We start from the raw sequence: 13,706 nt of genomic DNA on the forward strand, positions 1-13,706 counted from the left end.
ATCAGGGCTTAAAACACTCCCATCTACAACCTCTTAGTGCCCTCTTTAAGTTGATATAAATCTTTGGAAAGTATGCAATTATCATAGACTTTTATTGCGGTTTATGGTATCATAAACCATGTCTGAAAAAGGATTTATCGATTTCCAGAACTTTGAAAAAGCACTCCAGGAGAAAGGGGTCGAGCTCTCATCTTATGAGCTTTCTGCCATTTTGGAACTCATAAACCTTCGGTTTGATGAAGTCATCTCCAAATCCGAACAACAGGCAGAGTCCTTTGCCAGGACCATCACCGAACTCAACAAGACCATAGCGAGCCTGAATGATGTCATCGAAACCCTGAAGGGAAAGAACAACAGGAACGCATCGAATTCAAACAAGCCGTCGTCATGGGATCATTTCAGCAAACCAACCCCAAAGCCATCGTCAATCAATGCGGGTGACGGCGGGTCGATAAAGAAGTCATCCGGTGGGCAGAAAGGTCATAGCGGCACCACGATGAAAGTCCAGGATACGCCTGACAGGATTGAGAACCTGTATCCCCGCAGGTGCTTCGGATGCGATCGTTTCGCCGAATGCCTTGCCCGGGCAAGCGAGAAGGCATCCAGGACTGTTGTTGATGTCGAAGTCAGGACGATACAGACCGAGTACAGGCAGATGAGCTTGTGCTGCCCTGTTGACGGCACGGAGCAGTGCGGCCAGTTCCCGGCTTTCGCAAGAAGCAATTTCCAGTACGGGCCTACCGTCAACGCCATTGTGACCGAACTCTCCTCGGACGGCAGTGTCGGCATGCACAAGATAAGCACGTTCATGGATGACGCCTTCGGCATCCGGATGACGGACGGCACGGTAAGCAACATCATCGGCAAGTGTTCCGATTTGAGCGAAAGCCTCGTCGAGAAGTTCAAGGATACCTTTGCACAAGTCCATATCGCACATTTCGATGAAACCGGCTGCAGAATCCAGAAGAAGAACGGGTGGCTGCACATAGCCGCCAGCAGACGCTTCTCGGTATTCGGGTTCCACAAGAACCGTGGGGACAAGGGCATCAAGGCCCTTGGGGTCTACGACAGGATGAAGGATCCCTCGCAGGTCGCCGTCACCGATTTCTGGGGCTCCTACCTGAAGATTGATGCACAATTCCCCAAGAAGCATGCATTCTGCGGCGCCCATCTGGACAGGGAGATCCAGAACCTCATTGACAACTACGGCAGCCCGGCCTGCGCCAGGAAGATGAAGAAGCTTATGAAGTCCGCCTACGTCGAAGTCCAGGAACTCAAGGGCAAAGGCATGACGGAAGCACCGCAGAGCCTGCTTGACGAGGTCTCCGAGAAATATGACAAGATTGTCACGGCAGCCTTGAACAGACACAAGCCTCCCAAGAAGACCAACAAGCGAGGCAGGCCTGGCAAAGGCACCATCAGGGCCTTGTTCGAGAGATTCCGGGACTACAAGGAAGGGGTCCTGATGTTCCTGCATGACTTCGAGGTTCCTTTCTCAAACAACCAGGCCGAACGGGCTGCTCGAGGTATGAAAACCAAGCTCAAGGTGTCTGGATGCTTTCGGAGTGAAGACGGAGCCAAGGCTTTCTGCAATATAAAGTCCATTATGGATACATGCAGAAAGCATGGACTGAACCATTTTGCCGTTCTTCAGGACTTGTTTTCGGGAAAGGACATTTCAGGCCAGTTCTGCTTGGTGTAGGCCACTTTCTACATTCAAAACACCTGAGTAATTACGATAATTGACCTAAGGATTGGCGATGAAAACACAAGGAAAAACCATCACGCTTTTTTTGATGGATGGCGACGCTACAGGACGAATCAAGACAAAACTTTCCAATAGCACGGTGTTGGTGTATCGAATCCCAAGAGGCGCGTTGGATTCCTGTGATGATATGTCTGTGCTCGATCAGAGCGGGGTCTATCTCTTGTTTGGTGTGGATGGCAATACCGGGAAAGAAGCGGTATATATTGGGCAAGCCGGGATTCGGAAGAACGGAAAGGGTGTCCTCTACCGTTTGAAAGAACATCGGCGGGATGCGCAAAAGGATTTCTGGACCGAGGCCTTGGTGATTACGACTTCAGATGATAGCTGGGGTCCGACAGAGATCAGCTGGCTGGAAAACCAGTTCACCAATCTGGCGATCTCCGCCAAACGGTATGTGGTGAAAAACAACAACGAACCCTCATTAGGGCATGTCACCGAAGAAAAGGAAAGCGAACTGAGTGAGTTCACTGAGAAAGCTTTGATCGTGGTAGGTGTCCTGGGCCATCAAGGATTCAATCCGTTGTTGCCAAAGCCGTCATACCCTGAAATTGGAAACGCCAACCAATCTTTGGAATTCTTTTTGTCTTCACGCAATGGTGTCAGTGCACGTGGTCGTTTGACTCATGAAGGTTTTGTCCTCTGTGCGGGAAGTGTATTGAGAAAAGAGCTTCTCAAGAGTGCTTCTGATTCCACTCGGCATTTGCGTGAGCAACATCGCGGGGATGTGGATGATCAGAACAGGACGACCAAGGACCTCCTCTTCACTTCTCCCTCGGGAGCTTCGTCATTTGTGCTCGGAGGCTCCTCAAACGGAAGACGGGATTGGAAAACCAAAGAGGGAAAGGTATTGGCCGAAGTTGAAAACAACGAAATACATTGAATCTTCCATGGAAACATTCATTCTCTCTGTTCATGATCATGCTATTTCGTCTTACAAGCGCAAACGAAGAGATGATTCCCGTTTCTCAGAAAACAAAATGTTCTTCCCCCTCACGTCACCCCATACTCTGACCCTCCGATGAATTCCCTGAGGAGGGAGTCGGAGGGGACGAGGGTGTCGGGGATGGGTTGGAAGTTGTCCAGGAACTTCAACAGGCGTCGGGCGGTGACGTAGACGACGGTGGCGGAGGGTTTGACCATCTTCAGCAGGGGTTGTGCGAACGGAGCCAGGACGGCCAGTTCGTAGTCCAGCGCCGAGTTGATCATCATGTCGGCGTTTCCCTGGTAGGGGAAGATGTACAGGTTTTCTCCCCGTTGGATGGACGGGATCATCGAGAGGGTCTGCTCGGCAGAGGCGCCGCGGGTGCGGTGGTCCCGGACGATGCGCCGGATGATCCGGTTGTCCGTCGTGCTGATCCGGTTGTGGTCGTCGATGTTCACCTGGGTGAACGCCGAGATGTAGACGCGGAAGATCAGATCACTGTCCAGGCTCCCTGTCAGGGCGGGGTTCATCCCGTGGATCCCTTCCATCACGACGATCGTCTTGGCATCCAGTTTGATCTTCTCCCCGAACGTGGTCTTCTTCTGGACGAAGTCATAGGTGGGAAGGGATACTTCCTCTCCGTCCTGGATTGCCTGCAGGGTGTGTTGCAGCAAGGGAAGGTTCAGCGCTTCCAGACGTTCGAAGTCCGGTTTTCCGTCCTGGTCCTTGGGACACTGGTCTGGTGGCAGATAGTAGTCGTCCAGCGTGATCTTCAGCGTCTTTTTCCCTCTGACCTGCAGTTGGGTGCACAGCTTGAACGCGAAGGTGGTCTTGCCTGAGGAAGAGGGACCCGCGATGGCGACGAACCTCACCGTGCTCTTCTGGCAAATGGCGTCGGCGATGTCGGCGATGTGCTTTGCCTGGAACTCCTCGGACAGACGGATGAACGGGGCGATGGCGTTCTCGTAGGAGAGCCGGGAGAGATCGCCGATGCTGGAGACCTGGATGATCGGGGCGTTCTCTTTTCCATGTTTCAGCGCGTCAAACAGCTTGGAGTTGTCCTTGAAGGTGTCAAGCTGGGTGAAGTCAAACGAGCGGGGATAGCGGAGCAGCAGTCCGTTCTGCTGGTACGTCCTGAGTTCCCATACGGTGATCAGGCCGCTGTTCGGGACAATTGGCTCATAGCTGATGTCTCGAAATCCGTCCATCTGGTACAGCGGGACGGTGGGTTCGTTGTCGGTGGACAGCAGCCCGACGGTCTCGTCGAACTTTTTTTGCTTGAAATAGGAGAGGGCCTCGTCGTACGGGACGGTCACCTTGTCGATGGACAGGTGCTGGTCGGAAAGATCCCGCATCGTCTTGGTGATCGTGGCGATGGTCTCCTTGCTGACGATGTACCGGTCCTGGAACGTGAAGTAGTACCCATCGCCCAGGGCGAAGCCGATGACCAGCCGGCGGTTGGGGTACAGTTTGTCCACCGCGGCGTACAACAGGAAACAGATGCTCTGCCGATAGACCCGTTTGCCGATGTCGGAAAACAGCCTGATCGGCACGATGACGCTGTCGCAGGTCAGATGGTCGGAGAAGCTTTCCACCTCGTTGTTGACCAGGGCACAGACGTACGGGTTTGCCTGGTAGTCGGTGGTCATTTCCCCTTCCAGGTCGAACTGTTTCAGCGCATCCCCCACGGTGCTGCCCAGGGGAATCTGGATCTTGGAATCTTCAAACGTCGCGGTGATGGTGCTCATGTCTTGCATCATAGCGCGTTTTTGCTTGGATTGACAGGCTCTTCCGGGGCGGGTACAGTTTTCGGTGTGAAACGAAGGACCCGTACATTCCCGTATCGAGAACGATCGATTTTGGTCATCGACCTGGACAAGGAGCGCTTCCGGTTCGTCAAACTGGGAGAGGCTCAGGCCAAGAAGATGCTGGGTGGACGCCTTATGGCCCTTACGTTGTGGAATTCCTACTGCAACTACCAGAAGCTCAAGCCTTCCGACTATGAATCAGGGAACCCGATCGTCATCGCCATCGGGGCGGCCAGCGATCTTGACCATCCGCTTCTGGACGGCTATGTGCTTGCCACCCGAAGCCCGGTGACCGGTTCCCTTTCCGTCACCGCAGGGGAAGGGCGCATCGCCAAGGCGCTCTCTCGGGGTGGGGCATCTGCGCCATGGTGATCCAGGGAAGACGGAGCCGCATCACCCACCTTGCCATCACGGATCATGACGTGACGTTCTCCACCCGGGAGGACCTGCACAACCTGACGGTGGGCTCCTGCCACGCCCTTAGTCCGGAGACGCCGATGATCGTCATCGGACCGGCGGCTGAGGCGCAGGTGCCGCAGAGCAGTGTGGACTTCGATGGACGGAACCTTGGCCGGGGTGGCGTGGGGATGGTGTTCGCCTTGAAGAACATCAAGGCCATCACGTTCCCGGTGGGGGCGGTGCACGTCGAACGGACCAGCTATGATCCCGCAAGCCTGGGGCGGCTTTCCGCGTGGGTGGAGAAGCTCCAATCCTGGCAGCGGAAAGGTTCCCGTCTTTCATGGGGCAACCGCAACGGATGGCTTGCCATCAACGGGCTTCCATGATCGTGTGGATGGACGGATGTGGGCGTTGGAAGGACAGAAGCCCCTGCTTCCCCTGTTGGCCTGGGCCCGAACCTCGGTGTCTTTGATCCCGCCCATATCCGGCCTACGCTGGCTGCGTGTGATGATCTTGGGCTGGATCCTTTTTCTGCCGGGGTTCTGCTGCTCTGGGCGTCCCGGAACGGATCGGTCGACCCGGTGCGGGTGCTGGAGAGTGTCGCCTACGGCAAAGGGCCGTGGATGAACCTTCCCAAGGAGATGCCCGGATCCTTCTATCGGATCGGCGGTCTGGAGATGGCTCCGTTCGACCTCAGGGCGCTTCCGTCCCAGGCGGTGCTTGCCGCACTGGGTGACGATACCATCGTCTATCCCGCGTTGCTTCACCAGAAGGGGTTCCACAGCGGCAGGGAGATGTTCCATGCCCGCGTCTCCGTCTACTGCCAGGATCTTCGGTACGCCATGGAAAGCCTGGGCATCGCCTATCGGCGCAGCTACGTGGTCTTCAACCAGTATTTCCCGTTCTGGATGATCCATCCGTTCGCGTTGCTGGCGCGGCTTGCCTCAGACAGTGAAGGCTATCCGTTCTCCGCCATGGGGATCCGGAACGTGGGGATATCCTGCTACCGGGTGCAGCGGGAGATCAACCGGCAGTTGGGCTGGCATGAGCCGGAGCGTGTGCCGGATCCGTTGATGACCGATGGCTCTTCCAACCACCGGTACGCGTCGGTGGTGACGCTTCCCCGGTTGATCGAAGCTTACCGGCTGATCAGATCCAGGATCTGAAGTTTCTTGTCGTCCAACAGACGGTGGATGGTGATACATTGGGTTTCCATCACGGCGTAGCTTGCCGGGTATCCGTCCCGGGGGTAGGTGGTCGAGCCGGGGTTGAGGATGACCACGCCATTTGGGTCACGGTACAGCCGGGGGACGTGGATGTGCCCGAAGATGAAGATGTCGTCGGCCTGCATGTCCAGGCCGTACGGCGACGGCCATCGGTCCCCATGGGTCATCACTACCGTTCTTCCGTTCCAAGGAACCCGTTGGACCAGCGGGGGAAGCATCCGGCCCGCTTCAGAAAATCCATAGGAGGAATCACAGTTTCCCCTGACCAGGGTCAGGGAATACGGGCAGAGGGAGAGGTCGGGGAGGGAAGAGATTCCGATGTCTCCGGCAAGAAACAGTTCGTCTCCGTGGTGCTCCGCAGCGCGGGTGAGAAGAAGCTGGAACGCCTCGTCACTGCCGTGGATGTCCGAGGCGACGATGATCGTCGGAATATGCATGCTCCCAGTGTACCGTGGAAACCCTTTCCATTTGTAGATGCCTAGCGCTGGTTTTTCTTGGGCTTCTGGGGGAATTTTTTTATCTTCCGGTGGCGGAGCTGATGGAAAAGAGGTATGATGATGCTATAAGAATCATATCAGTTTAGGGAAAACGGGAGGTCATCATGGATGATATACGGACCATCGCCTGCAACGACGGGCATGTGATGTATTATCGTGTGTGGTTGCCGGAGGGCCAAGAGGTCAAAGCGACCCTTCACATCCTGCATGGCATGGCGGAGCACAGCGCGCGCTACGACCGCTTCGCGTCGTACCTTGCCGGGCATGGATTTGCCGTGTACTGCCAGGACCATCGCGGTCATGGATTGACCGCCACGAAGAACAACGAGAAGCTGGGGTTTTTGGCTCCTTCCCATGGCTGGAAGTTGATCGCCGAGGATTCCTCCCTGCTGGATGATGTCATCACGCAGGACTTTCCTTCCGCGCCGCTGTTTCTGTTGGGGCACAGCATGGGTTCGTTCCTGGCCAGGACGGTGATGGTCCAGCATTCCGATGTCTTCTCCGGGGTGGTCATCATGGGGACCGGCGCTTCCAAAGGCATTCTTGGGTGGGTTGGAAAGAAAATCGCCCAGTCCCATGTGCGGCGCTTCGGGGCTGACCATACGGACAACCAATTGGACAAGATGAGTTTCGCTTCCTACCTGAAGAAGATCCCTGACCACAAGACGCAGTTCGACTGGCTTTCCCGTGACGAAGCGGAGGTGCAGAAGTATATCGCCGACCCATGGTGCGGTTTCGTCTGCACCTCGTCGTTCTTCGTCGACTTGCTGGATGGCATTTCGTTCGCCAACGATCCCAAGAGAATCGCCACGCTTCCCAAGGATCTTCCGCTCCTCTTTATCAGCGGGGATGCCGATCCGGTGGGGGATTGGGGCAAAGGGGTGAAGGATGCCTTTTCGTTGTATCAGGACGCCGGAATCTCTGACGTCAGTCTGAAACTGATCCCCGGTGACCGGCATGAGGTGCTCAACGAGACGGATCGGGACGATACGCAGGCGCTGTTGCGCTCCTGGATGGAAGAACGGATCTGATGAGTTTCAAGAAGAAGCTTAAGGCGGCAGGCCAGTTGGGCTACCTTGCCTACCGGATGGGGATGAAGGACAACGTGTTCACCGCCGCCAGTTCGATGGTGTACTCCACATTGATGGCCCTGGTCCCTGGTTTTACGTTCCTGTACGCGTTTTTCGGCGCGTTCGGGGTGCTGCAGTCCTTCATCACCGAGATGGGCAAGCTGTTCGCCCAGGTGTTCGGGGAAACAGCGGCCCAGCAGTTTTTGAACATCCTCAACACCTATACGGGCAACGCCATGAGCCTGGGGGTGGTCGGACTGCTTTCGTTCCTGGTCACCATGGTGCTGTTGATCAACAAGATATGGAACCAGGTAAACCGGATCTTCCGGGCGTCCATCGAGCGGAACATGATCCGCAGGATTTTTTCGTTCGTCACCTTTTTGATATTGGCCGTTTTGGTCGGAGCGGCGTACATCAGCATCGAGGGGAAGCTGAACACCTGGTACTCCCGGATGATCGGCCGGTACGTTTCCGGTTGGGACAAGGTGTTCGGGTTCTTCGCCCCGGCCTTTTTGATTTGGTTCGTCCTGTTCATGATGACCTACTTCGTCCCCAACGTCCGGGTGCAGGCCAAGGCGGCGTTCTTCGCCTCGTTGTACGGGACCATCGGCATGATGATCGCCAATACGATCTTCTCCTCGTTGACCACGTTGGTCACCCGGTATTCCATCATCTACGGTTCGTTCGCCGCCCTGTTCCTGTTCCTCTTTTGGATGTACATCTTCTGGGTGATCTGCTACTGGGTGGTGGAGTTCACCTACGTCTACCAGTTCCGGCCCGATCTGCAGAAGTTCCGCGGACTTCCCCAGAGTCCTGCGCTGCAACTTTCCGAAGGCGTCAACATCATGATGGTCATCGGAGCCAATTTCAAGGATGGAAAAGGGTCGACGCAGACGCGGGAGCTGGTTGAGCGGCTCGCCATCCCGGAGTACCGTCTGTTCGGTTTTCTGGATCTGATGAGCGACCTGAAGTTCATCACGCCGGTGAACAACCAGCACACCGCCTATACGGTGGCGCGTCCGCTGGAGGATCTCCGGGTGCAGGATCTCGCCTCGTCGCTGTACAGTCTGGATTCGGTGGGTGGGGAGGATCATGACACGGCAGGGGAGGCGGTGGCCGCGGAGATCAAGGAGCGGGGGATCACCAGTCTGGGCGATCTTACCATCGAGAACCTGTTGCAACGGGTGTAGGCTCCTGCTAAGGTGAAGGCATGACGATCAACAAAGATACGGCGCCGGTGGTGGACACCCTTTTGTGGCACGGCATTATCGACGCGACGACGGGCATTCTTTCCGATGAGCGGTACACCCTCGGCGGGCTTACCCTGCAGATGCATCAGAATCCCTCCCTGCTTCAGGGAGCTGATCTGGTGTACGTCCCCTATGCCGCCAGCCTGTGGCGTGGAAATTCGTTGATCCTCCTCGTCGCCATCGAGGAGGAGGATTACCGGAGTCTCGCCCAGGCGCTGGGCTGTTCGGTGCGGGAAATCCTTGAGGAGAAACAGACCCGTTCTTACTTCGGGCCTCCCCGGCTGGTTGCCTATGGGGGCTCGGACCGGGAGGATCTGGAGCCGTTTGAGGGAAAGCTGGATTATCCGACGGCAAAAGCGATATTGCAGGAGTGGGTCTGCGACATCATCGAGACGATGGAGGAACCCAAGAAGTCAGTGGAGGGTGTATAGATTCCCTTTCACCGTGACGATGCCTTCTTCCTGAAGCTTGGTCAGTTCCCGGAACAAGGCGCTGGGGTCGACGCACAGAAGGTCTGCCAGTTCTTTCTTCTTCAGCGGTACCCAGAAGCTTTTTCCGTGATGCGTTTGCTGTTCCAACGTAAGAAAGTACAGGATTTTTTCCCGGACGCTCCGCTGTCGGAGGAGCGCGAATTTCCGTGTCAGTTCCATCGCCTCGCCTGCGATGAGCGTCCGGAGGTTTGCCTCCAGTTCCTTGTCCTTGGAGAGTTCCTCCACCGGGATGGCGATGACCACCGTGTTGTCTTCTTGGGCGATGATGTCCACCGGGCTGCGCTCCCCGCTTGACGCAAGGGCGGCGGCGCATACCTGTCCGCGCTGGACTGTCCCCAGATTCGTTCTTCCCTCCCACGCATTCGGAGCCTGGATCAACAGGCTTCCCTGGGCGATGAGCAACACTTCCTTGGTGACCATTCCGACGGAAAGAACGGGTTCTCCGTGGGAAAGGGGGATGGTCCTTATGTCCATGGTGGACAGGAGATTCCTCAGCCGCCGCGCGTCCTCGAGGCGGAACAATGGAGAGATGGCGAACGCGCCGAAGTATTCCATCATGGCTTCAGGGTGAAGGTCAGCACCACCGGCTGATGGTCGCTGTAGGCGAACTGGTTGTCCACGTTCTTCGCCGTGGCGGTGACGTTGTCCGATACCAAAAAACCGTCCAGTACGGCGGTGTAGTTGACTCCCTTCCGGTAGGGCATGTCGGTACTTCGGCAGGTGGGGGTGGTGGTGCGGTTGCCCGCCTTGACGATCCGCATGCCTGCCGTGAGGTCGGCATCGTCGATCACATGGACCCACTCCGGTATTTCCTGCTGGGAGGGGAAGGCCGTCAGGATGTCACTCCCCAACGAATGGTTGAAATCCCCTCCGACGATGACGTAATCGCCGTTGGCTATTGCCTCGGCAAGGTAGGCGTTGAGCACTTCCAACTGTTGCTTGCGGATCACCCCGCCTTTGTCGTAGGCGGACATGTGGCTGTTGATCAACACCAGGTTCTTTCCGTTGGTCACCGGCAGCACGGTGACGGAGAAGGCCCGGTCCAGGTCGAAGAACCGGTTGGGGAACGAGTCATCCACCGGGTACTGCTTGCGGACCGCCTGGGAGATGGGGTGCTTGGACATCGTCACAAGACCCGCTTCCGTTTTCCCATGGGGGTCGGAGAACGGGTAGGCGAGATAGGCGGAATGGAAGTTGGACGCGTAGACGGTGTTCCTGCCTGGAAGGTTGTCCTCCAACATCTGTTTCTCGTTGACACCATGGGCGCGGTTGCTCTTCTTGTCCACTTCCTGGAACAGCAGGATGTCCGGGTCGAGTTTCTTGACGGTGGAGATGATGCCCTGCAGGTTGGACAGAACGACCTGTTTGCTGGTCGCCTTGCCGTATTCGCCCTGTACCGGCGTGCCGTCCTTCATCGTCCCGGTATCCATGAAGAAACTGAACGAGGGGTCATAGGCGCCGAAACCGATGTTGTACGTGGCTGCGGTGTACGGTTTTCCCGGATCCAGCAATGGCCGTGAGGTCTGTCCTTCGATGGCAAGGACGGTATCGTCCGGAATACGGTGGTACTGCAGGGTGACGTACAGCAGGTAGCCAAGGACCAGCGCGATGGCCAACAGCACGATGGTGAGGATCAGTCGTGGAACGGAGAGATGTTTTCTTGTCATCATATATCCTGTGGGCGGCGTACGCCTCAAGCTATGGTACACCTATTTCCCTTACTCTCAAACAGGAATCTGGAGCAATCGTTACGGCTTTGGTCAAAAACCTTTAGAAAATGCATAGCTTGGTTATGCAACATATTGCAACAAAAGGAAATATTTTCTGTGTTTTTTTGATGGATCATCTTGCGCCAAACCGGCGAGGCTCAGTAGTATGCCGGTATGAACATCGAAACCATGGGAAAACGCATTCGGCTCGGAATCGTTGTACTGCTCCTATTCTCCCTGGTGGCGCTCTCCGCCCAACCGATGACGGAACAGCAGACCACAAAAGACCAGGAATATCTTTCCGTGTACTTTGGCATCCAGCCGCTTTCCACTCCGGTGAGTGACCAGGAGCTGGCATCGGCGCTTTCCGCCATTACCGGTTCGTCGTACTCCGGCACTCCATCCCAGATGATCGTCCAGGCTGGGGGATATGAGGAACTGGCGCTGACCTATTCGGAAGGCAAGGCACAGAACCGGCTTTCTTTGGTCGGGGTGGCGGGGAGCGACCCCGACCTGGCGGCGGCAGTGGATTCCGGTCTTGCCGATCCCGCATCGGCCAAGGAACTTGCCTCCGGCGGGGCTTTGAGCGCGCCGACGGCGACCCGCTTGTTGATGAACGTCGCCTCTTCCATCGGCAAGGGCCGGAACATCCTGGGCTTCAGCGATGATCCGGACATCGGGGCCAAACTGGCCAATGCCTTTGCCAAAGTGACGTTGTACCAGAACGACGAGCTGGATGCCATTGGCGCCAAGCTGGTGGAGAGCAAGGCGTCCACCGGCTACGGCTTGAAGCGGGAGGCGGATGACGCCCGCTTCCTTCCCAGCCTGACGCTCCGCTACGGCCATGACGACGCCACCCACGCCCGCCAGTTGATCGCCCTGTTGCACAGCGAAGGCATCCGCGCTGCCATCCAGATCGAACCAAAGACTTCCATCTACCAGTACCTGCTGGAGTGGGGGCCGTACACCAATACACCGACCTACCGGGTGGAGCAGTACAGCGACGACCTGTACTTGGTCCATGCCATCGAGTACGATATGGAAATGGAGTTCGCCACCAAAGCGGACCTGCTTCGGTTCAACGCCATCATGGAGCAGTACGCCAAGAAGAACGACGAGAACCAGAAGGATGGCAGCACGGTGCGTTTGATCAGCGGCGCATGGTGGCAGCCGCTGTACAGCGCGTCGTTCCAGCCGGATGCGGGAAATTACACGATGATCTCCGACAACATCCTGTATTCGGCCGACGGTGCCTATTCCATCCATCCGTTCACCCTGCCTGAGGACAAGGATGCCCTGCAGGCCAAGGAACGGGAGTTGTCCGGACGGGAGCCGGTCTCCGAAGTCCGGTACGTGAACAACGCATTCTACCGGTACCTTACCGGGTCTGACCACCAGTAAGGGCCGATGATGAGGAGAGAGGATATGAAGAAAACTCTGTGGGTTTTGATGGCTGTTGCCATGTTCGGTGGCGTCCTGTTCGCCGCCGGCACCAAGGAAGCTGCGCCGGCTGCCGCTGACGCGCTGAAGATCGCCATCGTGACGAGTCCGTCCGGTGTGGACGATGGTTCGTTCAACGAGGACAACTACAACGGCATTCTTGCGTTCATCAAGAATCATCCCGCCGCGACGGTGACCGCCGTCCGCGAGCCGACCGGTGACAGCGCCGCGGCCGTCAAGGCTGCCAGCGACATCGTCGCCGACTACGACGTCGAAGTATGCACCGGCTTCCAATTCGCCGGCATCGGCACGCTGGCCCAGGAGAACCCCTCCACCAAGTTCATCTTGGTTGATTCGTTCCCCTCTGACGCCTCCGGCAAGGAAGTGGCGCTGGACAACGTGTACGCCATGCAGTTCGCCGAGCAGGAGTCTGGTTTCTTCGCTGGCATGGCCGCCGCGCTTGAGACGAAGACCGGCAAGGTCGCCGTGGTCAACGGCATCGCCTATCCGTCCAACGTCAACTACCAGTACGGGTTCATGAGTGGTGTGAAGTACGTCAACATCACCGAAGGGAAGAACGTGGTGTGCGTCGAGCTGGCGTCCCAGGCGGGCACCGACGTGACCGGCAAGAATGTCGGTGGCAACTATATTGGTTCGTTCGCTGATGAGTCCACCGGAAAGATCGTCGGCCAGAAGTTGATCAACGAAGGCTGTGACATCATCTTCGTCGCCGCCGGCGGTTCGGGCAACGGTGTGTTCACCGCGGCCAAGGAATCCAACGGCAAGGCGATGATCATCGGATGCGACGTTGACCAGTGGAAGGATGGCGCCAACGGGGACAAGAACATCATTCTTACCTCCGTGCTGAAGAACATGGCCATCAACGTGGAGCGGCAGCTGGAGAACATCGCCGCCGGTACGTTCAAGGGCCAGAACATCGTCCTGAAGGCCGACACGGACTCCACCGGGTTCGTCAAGACGGAAGGGCATCACCAGATGAGCGCCGATACGGTTGCCAAGCTGGATGCGGCCTACGTGGCCGTCAAGGCGGGAAAGATCGTTCCCGCGGCGAACTTCAACGGCATCACGCCGGAGACGTTCACCGTTTCCAAATAACCAACTCCGC

General features: G+C 56.9%; 12 protein-coding genes and 1 pseudogene. 9 read left to right on the top strand and 4 right to left on the bottom strand.

All coding sequences use genetic code 11. From position 1 onward, the window contains the following. Positions 1-118 precede the first annotated feature (118 nt). Positions 119-1,702, top strand: coding sequence for an IS66 family transposase (locus LKE28_07180; protein MCH3908013.1), 1,584 nt, complete (start codon positions 119-121; stop codon positions 1,700-1,702). A gap of 58 nt (positions 1,703-1,760) precedes the next feature. Beyond that, complete coding sequence (locus LKE28_07185; GenBank protein MCH3908014.1) at positions 1,761-2,648, top strand: GIY-YIG nuclease family protein; 888 nt, start codon at positions 1,761-1,763, stop codon at positions 2,646-2,648. Positions 2,649-2,758: 110 nt separating this feature from the next. On the opposite strand, the gene LKE28_07190 is transcribed toward LKE28_07185, so the two are convergent. Further along, on the bottom strand, positions 2,759-4,438 hold the full coding sequence (locus LKE28_07190) for a nucleoside kinase (protein MCH3908015.1): 1,680 nt from the start codon (positions 4,436-4,438) through the stop codon (positions 2,759-2,761). A gap of 66 nt (positions 4,439-4,504) precedes the next feature. Between LKE28_07190 and LKE28_07195 the strand changes: the two are divergent. Further along, positions 4,505-5,283: pseudogene (locus tag LKE28_07195) on the top strand (hypothetical protein). 18 nt (positions 5,284-5,301) lie between these two features. Beyond that, positions 5,302-6,063, top strand: a complete 762-nt coding sequence (locus LKE28_07200; GenBank protein MCH3908016.1) for a hypothetical protein — start codon at positions 5,302-5,304, stop codon at positions 6,061-6,063. Here LKE28_07200 and LKE28_07205 read toward each other — a convergent pair. Then, positions 6,036-6,560: a YfcE family phosphodiesterase gene (locus LKE28_07205; GenBank protein MCH3908017.1), complete on the bottom strand. Its 525-nt coding sequence runs from the start codon at positions 6,558-6,560 to the stop codon at positions 6,036-6,038. The genes LKE28_07200 and LKE28_07205 overlap by 28 nt on opposite strands. Before the next feature lie 164 nt (positions 6,561-6,724). Between LKE28_07205 and LKE28_07210 the strand changes: the two genes are divergently transcribed. The 3 genes from LKE28_07210 to LKE28_07220 are packed head-to-tail and all read left to right on the top strand — an operon-like array spanning position 6,725 to position 9,371. Next, positions 6,725-7,651, top strand: a complete 927-nt coding sequence (locus LKE28_07210; protein MCH3908018.1) for a lysophospholipase — start codon at positions 6,725-6,727, stop codon at positions 7,649-7,651. Further along, the gene (locus LKE28_07215) at positions 7,651-8,880 is read left to right on the top strand and encodes a YihY/virulence factor BrkB family protein (protein ID MCH3908019.1); all 1,230 of its coding nucleotides are present in this window, start codon (positions 7,651-7,653) and stop codon (positions 8,878-8,880) included. Before LKE28_07210 ends, LKE28_07215 begins: the two co-directional genes overlap by 1 nt. Positions 8,881-8,900: 20 nt before the next feature. Further along, the gene (locus tag LKE28_07220; protein ID MCH3908020.1) at positions 8,901-9,371 is read left to right on the top strand and encodes a hypothetical protein; all 471 of its coding nucleotides are present in this window, start codon (positions 8,901-8,903) and stop codon (positions 9,369-9,371) included. Here LKE28_07220 and LKE28_07225 read toward each other — a convergent pair. Together LKE28_07225 and LKE28_07230 are read right to left on the bottom strand one after the other, a co-directional pair. After that, positions 9,354-9,989, bottom strand: coding sequence for a Crp/Fnr family transcriptional regulator (locus LKE28_07225; protein ID MCH3908021.1), 636 nt, complete (start codon positions 9,987-9,989; stop codon positions 9,354-9,356). The genes LKE28_07220 and LKE28_07225 overlap by 18 nt on opposite strands. Beyond that, a complete protein-coding gene (locus LKE28_07230; GenBank protein ID MCH3908022.1) occupies positions 9,986-11,101 on the bottom strand; it encodes an endonuclease/exonuclease/phosphatase family protein in 1,116 nt (371 codons plus the stop codon). Before LKE28_07230 ends, LKE28_07225 begins: the two co-directional genes overlap by 4 nt. A gap of 228 nt (positions 11,102-11,329) precedes the next feature. On the opposite strand from LKE28_07230, the gene LKE28_07235 reads away from it, so the two are divergent. Then, positions 11,330-12,541: a hypothetical protein gene (locus LKE28_07235; GenBank protein MCH3908023.1), complete on the top strand. Its 1,212-nt coding sequence runs from the start codon at positions 11,330-11,332 to the stop codon at positions 12,539-12,541. Positions 12,542-12,565: 24 nt separating this feature from the next. Then, on the top strand, positions 12,566-13,696 hold the full coding sequence (locus LKE28_07240; protein ID MCH3908024.1) for a BMP family ABC transporter substrate-binding protein: 1,131 nt from the start codon (positions 12,566-12,568) through the stop codon (positions 13,694-13,696). Positions 13,697-13,706: the final 10 nt, after the last annotated feature.

The organism is Sphaerochaeta sp. (assembly GCA_022482495.1).
Lineage (GTDB): Bacteria > Spirochaetota > Spirochaetia > Sphaerochaetales > Sphaerochaetaceae > RUG023.

Excerpts from the sequence above, each read along its gene's own strand:
- LKE28_07180 (MCH3908013.1), top strand. The coding sequence starts at position 119 with ATGTCTGAAAAAGGATTTATCGATTTCCAGAACTTTGAAAAAGCACTC.
- LKE28_07185 (MCH3908014.1), top strand. The coding sequence starts at position 1,761 with ATGAAAACACAAGGAAAAACCATCACGCTTTTTTTGATGGATGGCGAC.
- LKE28_07190 (MCH3908015.1), bottom strand. The coding sequence starts at position 4,438 with ATGAGCACCATCACCGCGACGTTTGAAGATTCCAAGATCCAGATTCCC.
- LKE28_07205 (MCH3908017.1), bottom strand. The coding sequence starts at position 6,560 with ATGCATATTCCGACGATCATCGTCGCCTCGGACATCCACGGCAGTGAC.
- LKE28_07210 (MCH3908018.1), top strand. The coding sequence starts at position 6,725 with ATGGATGATATACGGACCATCGCCTGCAACGACGGGCATGTGATGTAT.
- LKE28_07215 (MCH3908019.1), top strand. The coding sequence starts at position 7,651 with ATGAGTTTCAAGAAGAAGCTTAAGGCGGCAGGCCAGTTGGGCTACCTT.
- LKE28_07220 (MCH3908020.1), top strand. The coding sequence starts at position 8,901 with ATGACGATCAACAAAGATACGGCGCCGGTGGTGGACACCCTTTTGTGG.
- LKE28_07225 (MCH3908021.1), bottom strand. The coding sequence starts at position 9,989 with ATGATGGAATACTTCGGCGCGTTCGCCATCTCTCCATTGTTCCGCCTC.
- LKE28_07230 (MCH3908022.1), bottom strand. The coding sequence starts at position 11,101 with ATGATGACAAGAAAACATCTCTCCGTTCCACGACTGATCCTCACCATC.
- LKE28_07235 (MCH3908023.1), top strand. The coding sequence starts at position 11,330 with ATGGGAAAACGCATTCGGCTCGGAATCGTTGTACTGCTCCTATTCTCC.
- LKE28_07240 (MCH3908024.1), top strand. The coding sequence starts at position 12,566 with ATGAAGAAAACTCTGTGGGTTTTGATGGCTGTTGCCATGTTCGGTGGC.